Below are 21425 nucleotides of genomic sequence, written 5' to 3' on the forward strand. Positions count from 1 at the left end.
AAGGGAGAACTGCCGGAATGGGGATATGGATCGTTAACGGTCGAACGGCCGAAGGAGAGAAAATCGCGGTGCTCGCGGAGGCCGGCGTCGTCGCCGACATCGTGCGCGGCGACGCGGCGGAAGCCGTAACGACGGACGGCCGCGAGGTCATTGACGCGGGCGGGAGGCTCCTCACGGCGGGCCTGATCGATATGCACGTACATTTTCGCGAGCCGGGTTTCGAATATAAGGAAGACATCGAGACCGGATCGAGGTCGGCGGCCAAAGGCGGCTTCACGACGGTCGCCTGCATGCCGAACACGCGGCCGGTGCTCGACAAGGCGGAGACGGTGGCGAAAGTCGTCGAACGCGGCAAGAGCGTAGGGTTGACGCGCGTGCTGCCGTACGGCTGCATCTCGATCGGCGAGCTCGGCCGCGAGCTGGCGGATTACGAGGCGCTGCGGGACGCGGGCGCGATCGGCTTCACGGACGACGGCGTCGGCGTACAGAGCGCAGGCACGATGAAGGAAGCGATGCGGCGGGCGGCCGCGCTCGGCATGCCGATCATCGCGCATTGCGAGGACGACACGCTGCTTCCGGGCGGGGCGGCCTTCAGCGAAGGGGAATTCGTCAAGAAACACGGACTGCCGGGCATCCCGAACGAGTCCGAAGCGATTCACGTCGGACGGGACATTCTGCTCGCGGAAGCGACGGGCGTCCACTACCACGTGTGCCACGTCTCGACGGAGCAGTCGGCGCGGCTGATCCGCCTCGGCAAGCAGGTCGGCGTCAACGTAACCGCCGAGGTATGCCCGCATCATCTGCTGCTGAGCGACGAGGACATTCCTGACGCGACGGACGCGAATTGGAAAATGAACCCGCCGCTTCGCTCCCCGCGCGACGTCGAAGCGATGATCGCCGCGGTCGAGGACGGGACGATCGACATTTTCGTCACGGACCACGCGCCGCACAGCGAGGAAGAGAAGGCGCGGGGCGTCGAACGTGCGCCGTTCGGCATCGTCGGTCTCGAGACCGCGTTCCCGCTGTTGTACACGAAATTCGTCGCGACGGGGCGTTGGACGCTGCCGTTCGTGCTCGAGCGGCTGACAAGCCGACCGGCGCAGCTGTTCGGGCTGCCGACGGGACGCCTCGAGGTCGGCGCGCCCGCGGATCTTACGATCATCGATCTCGAGGAAGAACGCAAGGTCGATCCGACGACGTTCGCGAGCAAGGGGAAAAACACCCCGTTCGCGGGATGGCATTTGAAAGGTTGGCCGAAGCTCACAATGCTTGGCGGCAACATAGTATGGTCAGAGCTAGCGGAAAAGGGGAGTGACGAGTTTGTTAGCTAAGTTATACCTAGAGGACGGAACGCTGTTCGAAGGCACCTCGTTCGGAGGAGAAGGCGGACAAGTCGGGGAGGTCGTTTTCAATACGGGCATAACGGGATATCAGGAGGTGCTGAGCGATCCGTCCTACTGCGGACAAATCGTTACGATGACGTTCCCGCTCATCGGCAACTACGGCATTACGCGCGACGACTTCGAAGCGGTGCGTCCGTTCGTACACGGCTTCGTCGTGCGCCGGCACGAAGAGGTGCCGAGCAACTGGCGCGCGCAGTACTCGCTCGGCGATATGCTGAAGGAGTACGGCATCGTCGGCATCAGCGATATCGACACGCGCATGCTGACGCGCAAGCTGCGCAGCTACGGTACGATGAAGGGCATTATCGCGACGGGCGACGTCCGCGTGGAGGAGCTGCGCGAGCGGCTGCTCGGCAGCGATCTGCTGCGCGACCAAGTGTCCCGCGTCTCGACGAAGAGCGTGTACAACTCGCCGGGCAAGGACCAGCGCATCGTGCTGATGGATTTCGGCTCGAAGAGCGGCATTCTGCGCGACTTGACGCGCCGCGACTGCGACGTCGTCGTCGTGCCGCACGACGCGACCGCGGAGCAAATTCTCCGCCTTCGTCCGGACGGCGTCCTGCTGTCCAACGGACCGGGGGACCCGAAGGACGTGCCGCACGCGGTGGAAACCGTGAAGGCGCTGCTCGGCAAGCTGCCGATCTTCGGCATCTGCCTCGGCCATCAGCTGTTCGCGCTCGCCTGCGGCGCGGACACCGAGAAGCTGAAGTTCGGCCATCGCGGGGGCAACCATCCGGTGAAGGACCTCGAGTCCGGCCGCTGCTACATCACGTCGCAGAACCACGGCTACACGGTGAAGGAAGCTTCGCTCGCGGGCACGGGGTTGGTGAAGACGCATATCAACAATAACGACGGCACGATCGAAGGGCTGAAGCATGAGAGCCTGCCGGCCTTCTCGGTACAGTATCATCCGGAAGCGTCGCCGGGACCGTTCGACTCGAGTTACTTGTTCGACGATTTTCTTACGATGGTACGGAAGTTCCAATCGGAGCGTCCGAAGACGGCGCGACAAACCGAGCTTGAATTGCTCGCACGGGGGGTGTGACGGGAATGCCGAAAAACGAAAAGCTGAAGAAAATCTTGGTCATCGGCTCCGGTCCGATCGTGATCGGGCAAGCGGCGGAATTCGACTACGCCGGCACGCAGGCGTGCCAGGCGCTGAAAGAAGAAGGCTATGAGGTCGTCCTCATCAACAGCAACCCGGCGACGATCATGACGGATACGAACATGGCGGACCGCGTTTACATCGAGCCGATTACGCTCGAGTTCGTCTCCAGCATTATCCGCAAGGAGCGTCCGGACGGCTTGCTGCCGACGCTCGGCGGCCAGACAGGCCTGAACATGGCCGTCGAGCTCGCGAAAGCCGGCGTGCTCGAGAAGGAAGGCGTGAAGCTGCTCGGTACGCAGCTGACGGCGATCGAGAAGGCGGAGGACCGCGACTTGTTCCGCGATCTGATGCGCGAGCTCGAGCAGCCGGTGCCGGAGAGCGTCATCGTGACGACGGTGCCCCAGGCGGTCGAATTCGCGAGCGAGATCGGCTACCCGATCATCGTGCGCCCGGCGTACACGCTCGGCGGCACGGGCGGCGGCATCTGCCAGACGGAGGAAGAGCTCGTCGAGATCGTCTCCTCGGGTCTTCGCTACTCGCCGATCGGCCAGTGCCTCGTCGAGAAGAGCATCGCCGGCATGAAAGAAGTCGAATACGAAGTCATGCGGGACGCGAACGATAACTGCATCGTTGTGTGCAACATGGAAAACTTCGACCCGGTCGGCGTTCATACGGGCGACAGCATCGTCGTGGCGCCGAGCCAGACGCTGTCCGACCGCGAATATCAGATGCTCCGCACGGCATCGCTGCGCATCATCCGCGCGCTGAACATCGAAGGCGGCTGCAACGTGCAGTTCGCGCTGGACCCGCACTCGTATCAATATTACGTGATCGAAGTGAACCCGCGCGTCAGCCGTTCCTCGGCGCTCGCGTCGAAGGCGACGGGCTACCCGATCGCGAAGATGGCCGCGAAGATCGCCGTCGGTTACACGCTGGATGAGCTCGTCAACCCGGTGACGGGGCAGACGTACGCCTGCTTCGAGCCGACGCTCGACTACATCGTGTCCAAGATTCCGCGTTGGCCGTTCGATAAGTTCATCCACGCGAACCGCAGGCTCGGCACGCAGATGAAGGCGACCGGCGAAGTGATGGCGATCGGCCGCACGTTCGAGGAGTCGATCCAAAAGGCGGTCCGCTCGCTCGAAATCGGCGTACACCGCTTGTTCCTGAAAGACGCGGTGTCGCTCGACGACGAGACACTGAAGAGCCGCCTCGTCCGTCCGGACGACGAGCGCCTGTTCCTGATCGCCGAGGCGTTCCGCCGCGGCTGGGATTTGCTCGACCTGCAGGACTTGACGAAGGTCGACTGGTGGTTCCTGCGCGGCATCCAATCGATCGTCGGCTTCGAGAATCGTCTTCGCGTCGAAGCGCTGACGCCGGAGCTGCTGAAGGCCGCGAAGCGCAAGGGCTTCACCGACCGCGCGATCGCCGAGCTGCGCAAGGAAGGCGGACATACGGATTATACGGTAGAATCCGACATCCGCGCGCTGCGCTTCCAGCAAGGGCTGAAGCCGGTGTATAAGATGGTAGACACGTGCGCCGCCGAGTTCGAAGCGTCGACGCCGTACTACTACTCGACTTACGAGACGGAAAACGAAGTGGTCGCTTCCGACAAGCCGAAGGTCGTCGTGCTCGGCTCCGGTCCGATCCGCATCGGCCAAGGCATCGAGTTCGACTACTCGACCGTGCACGCGGTATGGGCGATCCAAGACGCCGGTTACGAAGCGGTCATCATCAACAACAACCCGGAGACGGTGTCGACGGACTTCAACACGTCCGACCGCCTGTACTTCGAGCCGCTGTTCTTCGAGGACGTCATGAACGTCATCGAGCAAGAGAAGCCAATCGGCGTCATCGTACAGTTCGGCGGCCAGACGGCGATCAATCTCGCCGGTCCGCTCCATCGCGCCGGCGTCCGCATCCTCGGCTCCGACCTTGAGTCGATCGACTCCGCGGAAGATCGGAAGAAGTTCGAAGCGCTGCTCCGCTCGCTCGACATCGCGCAGCCTCCGGGCACGACGGTGACGTCCGTCGACGAAGCGGCCGGCGCAGCCAGCAAGCTCGGCTATCCGGTGCTCGTGCGCCCGTCGTACGTCCTCGGCGGTCGCGCGATGGAGATCGTCTACAGCGAAGACGAGCTGCTCGGCTACATGGTCGAAGCGGTCAAGGTCAATCCGGAGCATCCGGTCTTGATCGACCGCTACATGCTCGGCAAGGAAGTCGAAGTCGACGCGATCTGCGACGGCGAGACGGTGCTCGTGCCAGGCATCATGGAGCATATCGAGCGCGCGGGCGTTCACTCCGGCGACTCGATCGCGGTGTACCCGCCGCAGACGCTGTCCGCGGAAATCAAAGCGCAAATCGTCGAGATGACGACGTCGATCGCGAAGGCTTTGAACGTCGTCGGCCTCGTGAACATCCAGTTCGTCATCTATAAGGGCAAGATCTATATCATCGAAGTGAATCCGCGCTCGTCGCGCACGGTGCCGTTCCTTAGCAAGGTAACGGGCGTGCCGATGGCGAACGTGGCGACGAAGGTGATCCTCGGCGCGAAGCTGAAGGATCTCGGCTTCAACAACGGCCTGTGGGCGGAAGACGACAACGTCTCGGTCAAGGTGCCGGTGTTCTCGTTCGCGAAGCTGCGCCGCGTCGACACGACGCTCGGGCCGGAGATGAAATCGACGGGCGAGGTCATGGGCCGCGACCGCAACTTCTCGAAGGCGTTGTATAAGGGCCTCATCGGCTCGGGGATGAAAATTCCGATGTCCGGCAACATTATCGCGACGATCGCCGACAAGGACAAGGACGACGCGGTCGACGTGTTCCGCGGCTTCGTCGAGCTGGGTTACCGCATCTATGCGACGGGCGGCACGGCGCAGACGCTGACCGATGCCGGCATGCCGGTCGACCATGTGCATAAGCTGAGCGAAGGCAGCCCGAACATCCTCGATATGATTCGCACCGGAGACGCGCAATTCGTCGTCAACACGCTGACGAAGGGCAAGGCGCCGGAGCGGGACGGCTTCCGGATTCGCCGCGAAGCGGTCGAGAACGGCGTCGTCTGCATGACGTCGCTCGATACGGTGCGCGCGCTGCTCAACATGCTGCAGGCGATCAACTTCTCGTCCGAAAGCATGCCGGGCTTCGTCAGCTCCGGCAGCTTCTCGAAGGCGTCGAAGTCGGCGCTGGAGCCGGTGAAGTGATGCAGGACGCGGCGGCGATGCGGGATACGCATCCGATCATGGTCGCGCTGGACGTTCCCGGCGCGGACGAAGCGCTCGCGCTCGCGGCGCGCTTCGAGGGCATTCCCGTGTGGATGAAGGTCGGGATGGAGCTGTATTACGCGGCCGGTCCCGACCTCGTTCGCCGGCTGAAGGCGCAAGGTCATCGCATCTTTCTCGACCTGAAGTTCCACGATATCCCGAACACGGTGCGGGGCGCGGCGCGGTCGGCGACGCGCCTCGGCGTCGACATGTTCAATGTGCACGCCGCGGGCGGGTCCGCGATGATGCGGGCGGCGCTCGAAGGCGCGCTCGAGGCGAGCGCCGGCGGCGGGACGCCGATCGTCATCGCGGTGACGCAGCTGACGTCCACGAACGAGGAGACGATGCGCCGCGAGATCGGTATCGAGGGCAGCCTCGCCGACGTGGTTCTGCGGTATGCGCGGCTCGCGAAGGACGCCGGCTTGCACGGCGTCGTCTCCTCGGCGCAGGAGGCCGCCGCGGTGAAGGCGGCTTGCGGAGCCGACTTCGTCACGGTGACGCCGGGCATCCGGCCACTGGGCGCCGACGTCTTGGATCAGGCGCGCGTCATGACGCCGGCCGAGGCGCTCGCGAACGGCGCGGATTACCTCGTCATCGGCCGGCCGATCACGGCGGCGAAGGATCCCCGGGAGGCGCTGGAGCGCATCGTGCGGGAGATAACGTCGTAAACGCAGCAAACCAGTAGAGGGGGACGAAGCACGTGAGCAAGCTGGAACAGGACATCGCCTCGGCGCTCTTGTCGATCGGCGCCGTCTCGCTGCGGCCGCAGGAGCCGTACACGTGGACGAGCGGCATCCGCTCGCCGATCTATTGCGACAACCGGCTGACGATGTCGCACCCGAACGTACGCGAGACGATCGCGAACGGGTTCGCGGCGCTTATTCAGGAATATTACCCGCAGGCCGACGTCGTCGCCGGCACGGCGACCGCCGGCATTCCGCATGCGGCTTGGGTCGCGCAGAAGCTCGGCCTGCCGATGATTTACGTACGGGACAAGGCGAAGGGGCACGGGAAGCAAAACCTGATCGAAGGACAGCTGGCGCCGGGACAAAAGGTCGTCGTCATCGAGGACTTGATCTCGACCGGGGGCAGTTCGCTCAAGGCCGCGCAGGCGGTGAACGAAGCCGGGGGACAAGCGCTCGCGGTGCTCGCGATCTTCTCGTACCAGTTCGAGAAGGCGGAGGAAGCGTTTCGCGCCGGCGGCATCCCGCTCAGGACGCTGTCGAATTATACGGCGCTCCTCGAAGAAGCGCTTCGCGCGAAGAAGATTCGTCCCGAGGACGTCGCCGCATTGTCCGCTTGGAGGCTGCAGCCGGAGACGTACTACGCGAAATAGATCGCAAATGGATTGGCCCCGCCAAGGACGGCGGGGCTTTTTTTTGCGTTCGCGCGTCGTTCCTCGCATGCAAAAGCGCGCTTCCGGAGGTACGTTAGAGCCGGAAGAAACAGGCCGGCGGGTTGACCCGGAACGGGTCAGGAGGCGGCGCGGTGCGTGCCGAGGCGACCCGAAGCGGGCGAGCGTCGCCGAACGGCCGGCGGGTTGACCCGGAACGGGTCAGGAGGCGGCCCGGTGCGTGCCGAGGCGCCCCGACGCGGGCGAGCGCCGCCGAACGGCCGGCGGGTTGACCCGGAACGGGTCAGGGAGCGGCGCGGTGCGTGCCGAGGCGACCCGAAGCGGGCGAGCGTCGCCGAACGGCCGGCGGGTTGACCCGGAACGGGTCAGGAGGCGGCGCGGCGCAGGCCGAGGTGACCCGAAGCGGGCGAGCGTCGCCGAACGGCCGGCGGTTCGACCCAGAGCGGGTCAGGAGGCGGCCCGAAGCGGGCGAGCGTCGCCGAACGGCCGGCGGGTTGACCCGGAGCGGGTCAGGAGGCGGCGCGGCGCAGGCCGAGGTGACCCGAAGCGGGCGAGCGTCGCCGAACGGCCGGCGGTTCGACCCGGAACGGGTCAGGAGGCGGCGCGGTGCGTGCCGAGGCGACCCGAAGCGGGCGAGCGTCGCCGAACGCCGGCGGTCTGGCACGGAACGGGTCAGGAGGCGGCGCGGTGCGTGTTGATCGTCTTTTCGGTCGTGCTCGGGATCGGGGCGTACGCCTTCGCCATGGGGACGCCGTCGTCGCATCTTCACTCCGCGGACCCCGGTCGAATGAATCGTTCGGCTGTTTTTCCTTTTCTCTACGCGCGCGAATGTTTGGTCGTCAAGAAGGAACATTGGGGGAAAATGGCAAACATATAGTAGCATCATGAAGTTGAGGGAAGGCCGGTGGGCGAACTGTTTACTTGGTATTATCGCGTATTCCTTCCACTGTACAGCGTATTTATCATCGCCTCGTCGATCCTCCTTCTCAAGACGACGTCGACCTTCCTGCTTCTCGTCGTCGGCGCGCTGTTCATCGGAAGCGCGTACATTAACAAAGACATTCGGACCGTTCGTTGGCTATCCCTTGCGCTGCTTGCCACGCTGCATTGGTACAGCCAATTGAATTGGTGCAATATGTTGTATTTGACCTTGCTCGCGAAGGAGGTCGTTACCGTTCGCAGCATCGTTCGGATCAGCGCGTTGACGATGCTGTATACGATCGTGTATTCCTCCGTCCGGCTCTCCTACATGGAGCCGACGGCGTACAACATTCTCGTGACGGGCGCGGATTTCTTCGCTTCGTTCGGCTTAGTCGTCGTGATCCGGTATTTGGCGGAGGCGGAATACGTCAAGCGCAGATGGAGGCAGAGCAAGCTGGAGGCGGAAGCGGCGGCGCGGGCGGAGAAGCTGCGGGTCGTCGGGGAGCTCGCGGCCGGCATGGCGCACGAAATCCGCAACCCGCTGACCACGGTGAAGGGGTTCGTGCAGGTCGCGCATCGCGACGGGAACCTCGGCAGATGGTACGAACTCATTATGGACGAAATTACGAGGATGAACGAATTGACGTCGGAATTCCTTCAATTTTCGAAGCCGAGCCTGGCGAACATGAAGCCGCATCCCCTGCAGGGCTGCGCCAGCCGGGCGTTCAAGCTGCTCGAACCGGAAGGGCTGCGCCAGGGTCACACGCTCCGGTGCGACTTCCAGGAGGAAGCGATACTCGTCAGGATGGACCGCGATAAGATCGTGCAGATGCTTATCAATTTAGTGAAAAACGCGTTCGACGCGATGGAGGAGAGCGGCGTCGTGACGATCGCGGTTCGCCGGGAAGGGACGATCGCCGTCATGACGGTGGAGGATACCGGGAAGGGGATTCCGGCGCCGGCGCTCGAGAAGCTGTTCGATCCGTTTTACACGACCAAGGAACACGGAACGGGGCTGGGTCTGGCGATCTCCCATAAGATCGTGGCGGACCACGGCGGCACGATGGAGGTTCGGAGCCGCGTTGACGAGGGGACGACGTTTACCTTGAGGTTCCCGATCGCCGAGGGAGCGAGCGTTCCCGCGGCGATCGACGCTAGTTCGGCGGACGAAGCCGACGGCTAGGCGAACCTGTAATACAGCAAGATCATCGTGCCGAGCGTAAACAGGAAGTTCAAGCTGACGAACACGATCTGATCGAGCACCGACTTGTGCATCTTGATCGGCGGATGGTAGAAGCTGACGCCTTCGATGATGAACAGGATCAAGATGATATGCGGCATCAGGTGGCCGATGATTTCGACCCAGCCGAAGACGGTCGTCGTCAGGATGAAGATGCCGGTCAGCACCATGGCGAGGAACCGGTTCAGCAAGCCGACGACGAGCAGATAGCCGACGACGAACTCGATGAACGCCGACAGGTTGACGAACACGTCCGCCGGAAAGCCGAAGGTCGGCACCTCGTAATCGTGCACGATGCCGATGCTCATCCCGGGGAATACCCACTTCTCGACCGCGACCCAGCAGAGCGATAGGCCCGTGCCGAGGTAAAGGAAAGGCATGCCGAACTCCCGGTACTTCGTATGGCGGACGGCCAGCGCGACGGCGACGGCGACGTAGAAGCCGTAGTCGAGCATATGGAAGACGCCGTATTCGACGACGCTGAGCGCGAACAGCGCCAGGATGCCGACGGCGGCGAGCATCGCCGTCGCGGCGAACGGCAGCAGCAGCAGGACGATGACGGCGGCGCCGATATAGAGCTGGAGCTGCGTAACGTGAATGTCCGGCGCGAAGACGGCTCCGGTCGCAAGCTGGATGAGCAGCGCCGCGGCCGTCCCGAACCGGAGGATCGGGTACGTCCATTCGCGCTTGCTGTCGAACCAGCCCTCTAGACGTTTGACCCCGCCGACGCCGGTCAGCTTCGCGTCCACTTGCGGGAGCAAGCCTAGAATGACCGCGGCCAGGAGCGCGACGGTCATGAACAGCGGAGACAGCACGTTTTCGAGCGTCTCCTTGACGGGCGTCTCCGCGCCGTCGAACCACTTGACATGAGCGAACGCGGGCAGCGGCAGCAAGACGAGCAGCGACGCCGCGAGCGCCGCGGAAATCCGTTTCATGTAAGCAACACCTCTTCCGAAAATAGAGTCCGTATTCGTGCTTGGGGATATGCATGAATGCAATCTCCCCACTTGTACCATAATCCGGATGGAAATGCTATGCTTGGGGCATCAAAGAAGGAACGGAGGCGATGCGGATGACCGGACGAAGCGTCGTCATCCTCGCCGGCGGCGGGAGCCGGCGCATGGGAACGGATAAGTGGCTGCTCCCCGTCGGGGGAACGCCGGCGCTCGGGCGGCTCGTCGGGGCGCTCGACGGGGTCGCGGACGACATCGCGATCGTCCTGCCTTGGGGCGTCGACGACGCGTTGCGGTCGCGGGCGCAAGCGGCGGCGGCGGTCGCTCGGCCGCGGACGCCGGTGCGGTGGCTCGCGGACGCGGAGCCGGACGCCGGGCCGCTCGCCGGCCTCGCCGCGGCGATCGCGGCTGGCGTAGGCGAGCGGTGCCTCGTCGCCGCCGCGGATTTGCCGTTCGCCCGGACCGAGCTCGCCGAGGCGTTGTTCCGGCTGTGCCTTGCGTCCGGGGCGGACGCGGCCGTGCCCGAACGCGGCGGACGGCTGCATCCGTTGTTCGCCGTCTACGGCGCTTCATCGTTCGAGCGGCTTCAAGCTTATCGCGCCGGTGGCGGACGCAGGGTCATGGATTGGGTATCGGCGCTTCGCGTCGCGACGATGCGGGAGATCGAGACGTCGGCGTTCGATCCGGAGGGGACGGCGTTGTTCAATATGAATACGCCGGACGAGTACCGTCGGGCGCAGTCGTTGGTTGACGATTCGCAGTTTCAGTAGTATAGTTAGTTACAAATAGTAACTAAAGTGAAGGAAGGGTGGATCGGAATGGAGATGCCATCTTTGTTTTTGGCGCACGGGTCGCCGATGCTGGCGATCGAGCAGTCGCCGTATGCGAGTTTCTTGGAGGCGTATGCGCCGAATCTCGGCAAGCCGAAAGCGATCGTCATCTTTACGGCGCATTGGGAGACGGAGCGCACGACGATCTCATCTTCCGACGACGTCTACGAGACGATCTACGACTTCGGGGGCTTCCCCGATGAATTGTATCGGGTGAAATACCCGGCGCGAGGCTCGAGCGTCGTCGCCGGGATCGTGGCGGACCGGCTCGCCGCCGCCGGCTTGCCGGCGGAGCGGGATTACGAGCGAGGGCTCGATCACGGCTCGTGGACGCTGCTGCGCCGGTTGTACCCGGAGGCGGACGTGCCGGTCGTGCAGGCGTCCGTCAATCCGTATTTGCCGCCGGAGCGGCAGTTCGCGATCGGCGCCGCGCTCCGCGGGCTCGGCGAGCAAGGCATTCTCGTCATCGGCAGCGGCGTGACGGTGCATAATTTGCGGGCGGTGAAATGGGGGCAAGAGGCGCCGGAGCCTTGGGCCGTCGCGTTCGACGATTGGCTGCTCGAGGCGACGAACGCCCGCCGGATGGAGGCGCTGTTCGACTACGAAAAGCAAGCCCCGATGGCTCGCATGGCGGTCCCTCGCGCGGAACACTTCGTTCCGTATTTCATCGCGTTCGGCAGCGGCGATCCGGCGCGGGCGCCGGAGACGATTCATCGCAGTTACATGTTCGGCACCTTAAGCAACTTGAGCCTGCGGTTCTGACTACGGCTCGCAGCCGCGGCCGCGCTTCCCGACGAAGGAGGGGGCGCGGCTTTTTCGCATGTGCATCCCTAAGGAAGGGAGAGCAGGCTCGGCATGAAATATAGTATACTATTTTCATGGAGTCCCGGAATCGGGAGAAACGGAGGACGGACGATGCTGAACATCTTGATTTTTGCAGGGCTGGCCGAAGCGGTCGGCGCCTCGATGGTCCGGCTCGAGACGGAGCTGCCCGCGACGGTGGCGGACGCGAAGCGCGCCTTCGCGGCGGCGTATCCGGCCGCGGCGGATCGGCTCGCCAGCTGCTTCGCGGCGATTAATCAGGAGTACGCCGGCGACGAAGCGATCATTCATCCGGGCGACGAGGTGGCGTTCCTGCCGCCGGTCAGCGGCGGATGAACGAGGCGGCGAGACGATTTCACCGCACGGCCGTCGGGCTCGAGGAGGCGCGCCTTCGTCTCCTCGCGCACGCCGCGCCGGTCGGCGTCGAGCGGGTGCCGCTGACGGAGGCGTACGGCCGGCTGGCGGCCGAGCGCGTCGCCGCGGCGGAGCCGGTGCCGCACTTCCGCCGCTCGGGCATGGACGGGTACGCCGTCCGGGCCGCCGACACAGCGGGCGCGGCATCGGAGTCGCCCGTCCTGCTGCGCGTCGTCGGCGCGGTCGCCTGCGGCGACGCGCCGGAGGCGGCGCTCGCCCCCGGCGAGGCGATGCGCGTCATGACCGGCGCGATGCTGCCGGCGGGCGCCGACGCCGTCGCGATGCTCGAAGCCGTCGCGGAGACGACGGTCCGGGGCGCCGCGCACGTCGTCCTTCGCCGCTCGGCGGCGCCCGGCGCGAACGTGAGCGCGATCGGCTCCGACGTCGCGGCCGGGACGACGGTCGTCGAGCCGGGCCGCCGACTCGGCCCTGCCGAAATCGCGCTGCTCGCGACGGTCGGCCGGACCCATGCGATCGTGTATCGCAAGCCGCGGGTGGCGATTCTGGCGACCGGTTCGGAGCTGCTCCCGCCCGAGGCGCCGCTCGTCCCCGGCAAGATCCGCAACAGCAATGTCTTTATGCTGGCGGCGCAGACGATCGCCGCGGGCGCGGAGCCGGTGCCGCTCAGCGCGGCCCCGGACGATATGGGCCGCATCGCGGCCGCGGTGGAGGAAGGGTTGGCGTCATGCGATCTTACGATTACCTCGGGCGGCGTATCCGTCGGCGATTACGACGTCGTTACGGACCTGCTGCACGAGTGGGACGGCGAGCTGCTCTTCAACAAGGTGCGGATGCGTCCCGGGAGCGTCACGTCGGCCGGCGTCCGCCTAGGGAAGCTGCTGCTTGCGCTGTCGGGCAATCCGGGCGCTTGCTTCGCCGGCTTCGAATTGTTCGCGCGGCCGGTCATTCTCGCGCTGCAGGGCGATCCGCGGCCTGGGCCCGCGGCGTTCGAAGCGCGGCTCGCCGAGGCGTTCCCGAAGCCGAACGCGTATCCGCGCTACGTGCGGGGCCGCTGGTGGAGCGAGTCCGGCGTCCTGTACGCCGCGGCGGGCGGCGGCGACCAGTCGAGCCGGATGCTGCCGGGGCTCGGCGCTGACTGCTTCGTCGTCATCCCGCCCGGCGGAAGCGGAACCGCGGCCGGCTCGCTCGTGACCGTCGTGCCGCTGCGCGGATAAGAAAGGGGTTTCTTCGGTGAAGGAACGGCTTACGGTGGTGCAAATCGTCGGATACAAGAAGACCGGGAAGACGACGCTCGTCTGCAAGTTGGCGGAGCGGTTCGCCGGACTCGGGCTGCGGGTCGGGACCGCGAAGCACGACGGTCACGACTTCGACCCGGACGTCCCCGGCACCGACTCGTGGAAGCATCGCCGCGCGGGGGCGGCCGTCACGGCGATCGTCTCGGCGCGGCGGACGGCTTGGTTCGAGGAACATCCCTCCGAACTCGACGACGTCTTAGCGCGCATGGCGGGTCGGGTCGACCTCGTGCTCGTGGAGGGCTGGAAGCGGGAGAAGTATCCGAAGCTGGCGCTCGCGCACTCGGCGGAGCAGCTGTCGCTGCTGAACGAGCTCGACGGCGTCATCGCCGCCGCAAGCTGGGATGCGGCGACGCGGGAAACGCTGGCCCGAGAGGGGCGCCTGCCGACGTTCGACTTCGGCGAGACGGAGAGGATCGCGGCTTTTTTCTTGGAACATATGAAGCTTTAATTGGAAGGCGGGGCCGACATCGGCTGCGCTTTTTTTGTTGACGACGATCAGGGATGCGGGACGGCTTCGCTTGTCTCTCCCGGCCGGAGGGCAATGAAAATTAAAAACAAACATTTCTGTACAAAAATGAACATAAACGGTACAATGAAGTTTGAGAACGGAACAAAACGGAAAACGGAGGCGTTACGAGCATGGAATTTCGTCAAGCGGCTACGGCCGAAGCTACGAAGAGCTACGACACGGAGAAGCTTCGCAAAGAATATTTGGTGGAATCGTTATTCGTCCCGGGCGAGCTGAAGCTCGTGTACAGTCATGTCGACCGGTACATCATCGGCGGCGTCGTGCCGACGACCGCGGCGGTCGCGCTTGAAGTCGACCTGAAGCTCATCGGCGCGAACTCCTTCCTCGAGCGCCGCGAGATCGGCATCGTCAACATCGGCGGCGCCGGCACGGTGACGGCGGACGGCGTCGACTACGCGATGGACGCGAAGGATTGCCTCTACATCGGCCGCGGCACGCAGTCGGTATCGTTCGCGAGCGCCGACGCGTCGAACCCGGCGAGATATTACCTCATCTCGGCTCCGGCGCATATGACGTATCCGACCGTGAAGGCGGCGCTCAGCGAGGCGACGCCGCAGCATCTCGGCAGCATCGCCAACTCGAACGAGCGCACGATTTATAAATACATCCACGCCGACGGCATCCAGAGCTGCCAGCTCGTGCTCGGCATGACGCTGCTGAAGCCGGGCAACATGTGGAACACGATGCCTTCGCACACGCACGAGCGCCGCTCCGAAGTATATCTGTACTTCGATATGCCGGAAGACGGCGTCGTCTTCCACATGATGGGCGAGCCGACCGAGACGCGGCACCTCGTCGTTCGCAACGAGCAGGCGGTCATCTCCCCGAGCTGGTCGATCCACTCGGGCGTCGGCACGAGCAACTATACGTTCATCTGGGCGATGGCGGGCGAAAACCAGTCGTTCTCCGATATGGACATGATCCCGATGAAGGCGCTGCGGTAAGAGTCGTCGATGCTGGCCGTTCAACGACACGAGCACATCATACGGACGCTTGGCCGCGAGCGGACCGTCCGGGTCGCGGAGCTCGCCGCCGCGCTCGGGGTTACGGAGAAGACGGTCCGCGAAGACTTGGAGAAGCTTGAGGAGAAGGGGCTGCTCCGCCGCATTCACGGCGGGGCGGTCGCGGCGACGGACGAAGGGGAGCCGATGCTGCCGCCCCCGGTGCCGAATACGAAGTATCCGGCGGAGAAGGCGAGCATCGCGTCGCGCGCGGCTGCGGCCATCCAGCCGGAGGAGATCGTGGCGCTCGACGGCGGCAGCACGACGCTCGAAATCGCGAAGCTGCTGCCGAACGCGCCGATCACGGTCGTGACCAACGACTTGTTCATTATCGCGGAGCTGTCTCGCAAGGAACAGATTCGCCTCGTGGTGCCCGGGGGGTATCGGGAACGGAACCTGCTCGTCGGGGCCGAAGCGGTGGAGTTCGTCCGCGGTCTAAACATACACAAGGCGTTCTTGTCGGCGACGGGCATTCATCCGGAGTACGGCCTGACGGTGTTCACGGGGACGCAGCTGCCGATGAAGCGGGCGCTCGTCGAGAGCGCCGGCGTCGTGCACTGCGTCGCGGACCGGAGCAAGTTCGGCCGCAGCGCGCTCGTGACGTTCGCGTCGCTCGGCGAGATCGATACGATCTACACCGACGCGGGACTGCCGAAGTCCGTCGCGGACGAATATCGGGCCGCCGGCGTCGCCGTCGATTGCGGATACGAGGAAGAAGGAGAGGAACATCCATGAGCAAGCTGTTCGACTTAACGGGGAAAGTCGCGGTCGTGACGGGCGCGGGCCGCGGGCTCGGACAAGGTCTCGCCCTCGGGCTCGCGGAAGCGGGCGCCGATCTGGCGCTCGTCGTCAACCGGACGGCGCCGGAGGAGACGTTGAAAGCGGTCGGCGCGCTCGGCCGGAAGGCGGTCGTCGTGCAAGCCGACCTGTCCTCCGAAGAGGGAGCGGCCCGCGTGTCGGCCGCCGCGCTGGAAGCGTACGGCAAGGTCGACATCCTGGTGAACAACGCAGGCATCATCCGCCGGACGCCGGCGGCCGACCACAGCTACGCGGATTGGCAAGAGGTGCTGGACGTCAACTTGAATTCCGTCTTCTTGCTGAGCCAGTCGCTCGGGCGGGAGATGGTGAAGCAGGGCTCCGGCAAAATTATCAACATCGCTTCGATGCTTACGTTCCAAGGCGGCATCAACGTCCCGGGGTACACGGCGAGCAAGCACGCGGTCGCCGGACTCACGAAGGCGCTCGCGAACGAGTGGGCGGGCCGAGGCGTCAACGTCAATGCGATCGCCCCGGGGTATATGTCCACGGACAATACCGAGGCGCTGCGGAACGACGAGACGCGCAACCGTCAAATTCTCGAGCGCATCCCGTCGGGACGATGGGGGACGCCGGAAGATATGAAAGGTCCGGTCGTCTTCCTCGCGTCGTCCGCCTCCGATTATATGAGCGGACATGTGTTGTGCGTGGACGGCGGATGGATGACAAGATAAAGTCGAATATCGTATCATCGTGTCGACCGGCTGTGTCGATGCGCGTCGAGGCGCCTTCGGGCGCCTTTTCTTTTTACCAAATCTTTTTTGTCCAAGCAGTGTAACTTTTTGGGTTTTCACTGCGTCTTAGATGTAGTGCAATCGGCATGGGAGGGACTATATAGAGATGGATGCGGATAGAACGGGGCAATCGGCCCCATGGACGCTGCTAACCGTGCGAGGCGCGGAGCGGACGTTCCAGGTCGGCGGACAGAAGATTCCCGTGCTGAAGGGAATCGACATGGAGCTGCGCCCGAACCAGCTGGTCATGCTGAGAGGGAGATCCGGCTCGGGGAAGACGACCTTGCTCAATATGTTGGGCGGCCTCGACGTGCCGACGAAGGGCGAGATCGTCTTTCACGGCCATGCGTTTCATAAGCTGGGGGACGAAGAACGGACGGCGATTCGGCGGGAGAAGATCGGATTCATTTTCCAAACGTATGCCCTTATGCCCTTATTGTCCGCTTGGGAGAACGTAGAGCTGTCGCTCCGCATGGCGGGCGCGCCCCGCGGCGAATGGAAGGCTCGCGTCTCGCATTGCCTCGAGCTGGTCGGATTGACGAAGCGGGCCGATCACCGTCCGTACGAGTTGTCCGGGGGCGAGCAGCAGCGCGTCGCCATCGCGAAGGCGATCGCGCACCGCCCGGCGATGCTGTTGGCCGACGAACCGACGGCGGAGCTGGACAGCCAGATGGGCGCGCAGGTCATGGCCGTGTTTCGCGAAATCATCGCGACGGAAAACGTTACGATTTGTATGACAACTCACGATCCTACGATTTTGGAGGTTGCCGATCATGTTTATGAGATGGTGGACGGACGCTTCAAGGCGTCCTAACCGTTCCGCGCGCGTCGCGTTCGCATTGACTTTGGCGGCGGCGCTCGCCGTCACCTCCGGTTGCTCGCTGCTGCCGAAGGAAGCCGAGGAGGAAGTGCTGCCGACGATTACGCCGCCGAAGCTGTCGGAAAAGCCGACGTACGACGTTCGCGTCGAGACGATCGAGCAGAAGGTGCAGGGCATCGGCAAAATTATGTCGCTGCGCGAGGAGAACCTGTTCTTCACGAGCAGCGGCGAGACGAGCGGCGGCAGCTTCCGCGTCAAGGAAGTGTACGTGAAATCGGGCGACACGGTCGCGGCGGGCGAGTTGATCGCCGAGCTCGACGTCGCCGACAAGGAACGGGAGCTCCGCCGCCAGAAGCTCGAGTTCCGGCAGGAAGAACTGAAGATGATCGACATTCTCCGCAAGTCGGACGAATACGAGCCGGAAGAGCTCGAGCAGCTGAAAGTCGACTTCGAGCTGAAGCGGACGACGCTCGTCGAGCTGGAGGAGACGATCGCGAACGCGAAGCTGACGGCGCCGTTCGACGGCTCGGTCGTGTCGCTGAAAGTGAAGGCCGGCGACACGGTAGCGGCATACGACACCATCGCGGTGCTTGCGGACTTGTCCGAGCTCGCCGTAGCGGCCGACTTCTCGCGCGACGATCTGAATAAGGTCGCCGTCGGCATGGACGCGGTCGTCAGCATCAGCGCGGCCGGCGAGCATAAGGGGAAGGTCGAACGGCTGCCGACGGCCGAAGAAGACGATAACAACAACCCGAATCCGAATCAGCCCGAGGAGGATTCGGTGGATAAGTATTTGCTCGTCGAACTCGAAGCATGGCCGGAAGGCGTGACGCGAGGCACGCCGCTCAGCGTGACGGTCATTACGGATCGAATCGAGCAAGCGGTCGTCATTCCGCCGGCGGCGCTGCGATCGTATAACGGCCGAAGCTACGTGCAGGTCGTGGATAGCGAAGGGAACAAGGCGGAGGTGGACGTCGAGGTCGGCAAGCAGACGTCGACGCAGGTTCAGATCGTGAAGGGGCTCGAGCCCGGACAGAAAGTAGTTGGTCGCTAATGGGACTCCTTCTATTACGGTTTCTCTACCGTAAGATGTGGAACACCCGCTGGCTGACGATCTCGACCTTGATCGGTTTGATCGTGGCGGTGGCCTTCACGACGAGCATTCCGATGTATTCGGACGGCGCCTTGAAGCGGGTCGTCTCGTCGTCGCTGAAGGAAAACAGCGAAGGCTTCCCCGCCGGCTCGCTGCTCATGCGCTATCAAGCGACGGGCAGCGACAAGGCGGACCTCGGCGCCTTCGCCGACGTGAAGCGGTTCATCGAGGAAGACGTCCCGGCGCGCGTCGGTTTTCCGTTCGCGACCTACGTGCAAGCGGTCTCGATTCGCGGCGCGCAGCTCGCGGTCGTCGACCCGAGTACGGTTGACCCGAGCAAGCGCCGCCAGATGACGTTAACGGCGATGAGCGACTTCGGGGAGCATGCCGAGCTCGTGAACGGCGCGCTGCCTTCCGCGGACATCAAGAACGGCGTCATCGAGGCGGTCGTGCTCGAGGAAGGCGCGTTCCGCAACTCGTTCCGCGTCGGCGACGAATTTTATTACCCGGCGTTCGGCGGGAACGAGCAGCTGCGGGTGAAGGTCGTCGGCGCGTACGTGCCGAAGGACGACACGAGCCCGTACTGGTATCAAGGGCTCGAAGGTCTCGTCAACACGCTTATCGTCGACGAATCGCTTATGATGAACGAGCTGCTGCAGAATCGGGGGCTTCCGATCAATCTGGCGACTTGGTATTACGCCTTCGACCTTCGCGAAATCCAGACGAGCGACTTGTCGCCGCTGTCGTCCTCGCTGTCGCGGCTCGACATCGAGCTGTACCAGCATCTGCAAGGGACGCAGGTCGATTTATCGTTCCGGGACATGCTGCAGGACTTCCGATCGCAGAGCTTGCAGCTGCAGTTGCTGCTCTTCACGCTGGCGGCGCCGATGATCGCGATGGTGTTCTATTACATCTCGATGAACGCCAAGCAGGCGCTCGACCGGCAGCGGAGCGACATCGCGGTGCTGCGCAGCCGCGGCGCCGGAACGAAGCAAATTATTTGGATGTACTTATTGGAAGGCTTCATCTTGGGCGGCATCGCGCTCGTCGTCGGCCCGCTGCTCGGCTGGTTCATGGCGAAGAGCATCGGCTCGGCCAGCGGCTTCCTGACGTTCGTCGACCGCCAGTCGATTCCGGTCGGCTTCGGCACGGACGCCATGCTGTACGGCCTTGCGGCAGTGCTGATCGCGGTCATCTCGACCGTCATTCCGGCGATTCAATCCGCCCGGTCCTCGATCGTCGGATTGAAGCAGCAGATGGCCAGGGCGAACAAGCCGCCGGCGTGGCAGCGATACTTCCTGGACGTCGCCTTGATCGGCGTCGTCGGTTACGGCTGGTATATGTTCAAGGAACGCCAGATGATTTCGATGCAAACCGGGCTGACGTCCGATCAGCTGCAGGTGCAGCCGACGCTGTTTTTCGTGCCGGCGCTTGCGATTTTCTCGATCGGGCTGTTATGCTTACGGCTGTTCCCGTTACTCTTGAAGCTGTTCAATTGGCTCGGGCGATCGTATTTGCCCGTTCCGCTCTACTTGACGCTGACGCAATTATCCCGTTCTTCGAAATCGTATTATCCGTTGATGCTGTTGCTCATCCTGACGCTCGGCCTCGGCGTATACAATTCCGCCGCGGCGCGGACGATCGACCTGAACTCGACGGAACGGACGCTGTATCAATACGGTACGGACGTCATCGTCCAGACGGCGTGGGAAGGCTTCGTCGAGTCGAGCGGACCGCCGCCGGGCTCGCAAAACCCGGGCGGCCAACCCGGAGGACAGCCTGGAGGTCAACCGGGGGGCCAGCCCGGAGGCCAACCCGGCGGCCAGCCGGGCGGACAGCCGGGAGGCGGCGCGCCTCCTCCGCAGCAAGTGTTTTACATCGAACCGCCGTTCCAGGTGTTCGAGGAGCTGCCGGGCGTGGAGCACGCCGCTCGCGTTCTTCAGACGAAGGGCAATGTCGTCATCTCCGGCAAGTCGATCGGCACCGGCACGATCATGGGCATCGACAACGATAAATTCGCCGAAGTCGCTTGGTGGCGGAACGATCTGTATCCGGCGCATCCGTACTTATATCTCGATCTGATGGGCGATTTCGAGCAAGCGTTGATCATTCCGCAGAACATCGCGGATAAATATCAATTGAAGCCCGGCGATTTGGCGTCGATCAGCATCTCGGGCCAGCTCATCGAATTCGTGATCGTCGGCACGCTTCCGTATTGGCCGTCGCAATACCCCGACGTCACGCCGTTCTTCATCGCCAACCTCGATTACATCTACGATCAGGTACCTATCATTCCGTACGAGGTGTGGCTGAAGATGGAGCCGGACGCACGGGTGACTCCGATCGTCGAGGAGCTGCAGGCGAAGGGCATCGGTCTCGCGTCCGTGAAGGACGTGCGGAACGAGCTGATCGTGCAGCAGAAGCATCCGGCGCGGGGCGGCGTTTTCGGAATTCTGAGTTTGGGCTTCTTGGTTTCGGTCATCATCTCGTTAATCGGATACATTCTGTATTGGTTCTTTAATTTATCGAGCCGCGTCGTGCAATTCGGCGTACTGCGGGCGATGGGGCTGTCGCGCCGAGGACTGACGGGCATGCTGTTCCTGGAGCAGGCGTTTACCGCGGGCCTCTCGATCGCTCTGGGCTTGACGATCGGCCGCGTCGCGAGCCTCTTGTTCCTGCCGTTCCTGCAGACGACGGAGAGCGCGGCGAGTCAAGTGCCGCCGTTCCGCGTCGTCTTCGAGGCGGGGGACACGTATCAGCTGTACGGCGTCGTCCTCGTCATGGTCGCGCTCGGCGCGGGCCTCCTGCTGACGCATATCCGCAGGCTGCGGGTGCACCAAGCGGTGAAACTCGGAGAGGAGCGGTAAC

Annotated in this window: 19 protein-coding genes; 18 read left to right on the plus strand and 1 reads right to left on the minus strand. The window is 63.9% G+C overall.

What is annotated here, in order from left to right:
- The first annotated feature begins 17 nt into the window (after positions 1-17).
- The 7 genes from RIN49_RS25310 to RIN49_RS25340 all read left to right on the plus strand — a co-directional run bounded on the left by RIN49_RS25310 (position 18) and on the right by RIN49_RS25340 (position 9232).
- Positions 18-1331, plus strand: a complete 1314-nt coding sequence (locus tag RIN49_RS25310; protein ID WP_309122919.1) for a dihydroorotase — start codon at positions 18-20, stop codon at positions 1329-1331.
- On the plus strand, positions 1321-2448 hold the full coding sequence (gene carA, locus RIN49_RS25315) for a glutamine-hydrolyzing carbamoyl-phosphate synthase small subunit (RefSeq protein ID WP_309122920.1): 1128 nt from the start codon (positions 1321-1323) through the stop codon (positions 2446-2448). Before RIN49_RS25310 ends, carA begins: the two co-directional genes overlap by 11 nt.
- Positions 2449-2453: 5 nt before the next feature.
- Positions 2454-5714 carry a carbamoyl-phosphate synthase large subunit gene (gene carB / locus RIN49_RS25320; protein ID WP_309122921.1) on the plus strand — a complete coding sequence of 1087 codons (3261 nt, stop codon included), beginning with the start codon at positions 2454-2456 and terminating at the stop codon, positions 5712-5714.
- A complete protein-coding gene (pyrF, locus tag RIN49_RS25325) occupies positions 5714-6442 on the plus strand; it encodes an orotidine-5'-phosphate decarboxylase (protein ID WP_309122954.1) in 729 nt (242 codons plus the stop codon). Before carB ends, pyrF begins: the two co-directional genes overlap by 1 nt.
- A 32-nt stretch (positions 6443-6474) precedes the next feature.
- Entirely contained in the window at positions 6475-7110 is a 636-nt protein-coding gene (gene pyrE, locus RIN49_RS25330) for an orotate phosphoribosyltransferase (protein ID WP_309122922.1), read from the plus strand.
- A gap of 238 nt (positions 7111-7348) precedes the next feature.
- Positions 7349-8005 carry a hypothetical protein gene (locus RIN49_RS25335; protein WP_309122923.1) on the plus strand — a complete coding sequence of 219 codons (657 nt, stop codon included), beginning with the start codon at positions 7349-7351 and terminating at the stop codon, positions 8003-8005.
- Positions 8006-8032: 27 nt separating this feature from the next.
- Positions 8033-9232: a two-component system sensor histidine kinase NtrB gene (locus RIN49_RS25340; RefSeq protein ID WP_309122924.1), complete on the plus strand. Its 1200-nt coding sequence runs from the start codon at positions 8033-8035 to the stop codon at positions 9230-9232.
- On the opposite strand, the gene RIN49_RS25345 is transcribed toward RIN49_RS25340, so the two are convergent.
- The gene (locus RIN49_RS25345) at positions 9229-10224 is read right to left on the minus strand and encodes a DoxX family membrane protein (protein WP_309122925.1); all 996 of its coding nucleotides are present in this window, start codon (positions 10222-10224) and stop codon (positions 9229-9231) included. The genes RIN49_RS25340 and RIN49_RS25345 overlap by 4 nt on opposite strands.
- 137 nt (positions 10225-10361) lie before the next feature.
- Here RIN49_RS25345 and mobA point away from each other — a divergent pair, with 137 nt between their 5' ends.
- The 11 genes from mobA (at position 10362) to RIN49_RS25400 (ending at position 21424) form a co-directional block, all read left to right on the plus strand.
- Complete coding sequence (mobA, locus tag RIN49_RS25350) at positions 10362-11012, plus strand: molybdenum cofactor guanylyltransferase (RefSeq protein ID WP_309122926.1); 651 nt, start codon at positions 10362-10364, stop codon at positions 11010-11012.
- Positions 11013-11060: 48 nt separating this feature from the next.
- On the plus strand, positions 11061-11834 hold the full coding sequence (locus RIN49_RS25355) for a DODA-type extradiol aromatic ring-opening family dioxygenase (protein ID WP_309122927.1): 774 nt from the start codon (positions 11061-11063) through the stop codon (positions 11832-11834).
- Between the two features lie 153 nt (positions 11835-11987).
- Positions 11988-12230: a MoaD/ThiS family protein gene (locus RIN49_RS25360; RefSeq protein ID WP_309122928.1), complete on the plus strand. Its 243-nt coding sequence runs from the start codon at positions 11988-11990 to the stop codon at positions 12228-12230.
- Positions 12227-13483: a molybdopterin molybdotransferase MoeA gene (locus tag RIN49_RS25365; protein WP_309122929.1), complete on the plus strand. Its 1257-nt coding sequence runs from the start codon at positions 12227-12229 to the stop codon at positions 13481-13483. The genes RIN49_RS25360 and RIN49_RS25365 overlap by 4 nt, the downstream gene beginning before the upstream one ends.
- Positions 13484-13499: 16 nt before the next feature.
- Positions 13500-14012, plus strand: a complete 513-nt coding sequence (gene mobB / locus RIN49_RS25370) for a molybdopterin-guanine dinucleotide biosynthesis protein B (RefSeq protein WP_309122930.1) — start codon at positions 13500-13502, stop codon at positions 14010-14012.
- Positions 14013-14203: 191 nt separating this feature from the next.
- Positions 14204-15037: a 5-dehydro-4-deoxy-D-glucuronate isomerase gene (gene kduI, locus RIN49_RS25375; protein ID WP_309122931.1), complete on the plus strand. Its 834-nt coding sequence runs from the start codon at positions 14204-14206 to the stop codon at positions 15035-15037.
- Positions 15038-15046: 9 nt separating this feature from the next.
- Complete coding sequence (locus RIN49_RS25380; protein ID WP_309122932.1) at positions 15047-15829, plus strand: DeoR/GlpR family DNA-binding transcription regulator; 783 nt, start codon at positions 15047-15049, stop codon at positions 15827-15829.
- A complete protein-coding gene (gene kduD, locus RIN49_RS25385; protein WP_309122933.1) occupies positions 15826-16584 on the plus strand; it encodes a 2-dehydro-3-deoxy-D-gluconate 5-dehydrogenase KduD in 759 nt (252 codons plus the stop codon). The genes RIN49_RS25380 and kduD overlap by 4 nt, the downstream gene beginning before the upstream one ends.
- A 166-nt stretch (positions 16585-16750) precedes the next feature.
- The gene (locus tag RIN49_RS25390; protein ID WP_309122934.1) at positions 16751-17458 is read left to right on the plus strand and encodes an ABC transporter ATP-binding protein; all 708 of its coding nucleotides are present in this window, start codon (positions 16751-16753) and stop codon (positions 17456-17458) included.
- Positions 17418-18518 (plus strand): efflux RND transporter periplasmic adaptor subunit, encoded by a 1101-nt coding sequence (locus RIN49_RS25395; RefSeq protein WP_309122935.1) that lies wholly within the window; start codon positions 17418-17420, stop codon positions 18516-18518. The genes RIN49_RS25390 and RIN49_RS25395 overlap by 41 nt, the downstream gene beginning before the upstream one ends.
- On the plus strand, positions 18518-21424 hold the full coding sequence (locus tag RIN49_RS25400) for an ABC transporter permease (RefSeq protein ID WP_309122936.1): 2907 nt from the start codon (positions 18518-18520) through the stop codon (positions 21422-21424). Before RIN49_RS25395 ends, RIN49_RS25400 begins: the two co-directional genes overlap by 1 nt.
- Position 21425 lies beyond the last annotated feature (1 nt).

Source organism: Paenibacillus sp., assembly GCF_031177825.1.
In the GTDB taxonomy this organism is placed as follows: domain Bacteria; phylum Bacillota; class Bacilli; order Paenibacillales; family YIM-B00363; genus Paenibacillus_AE.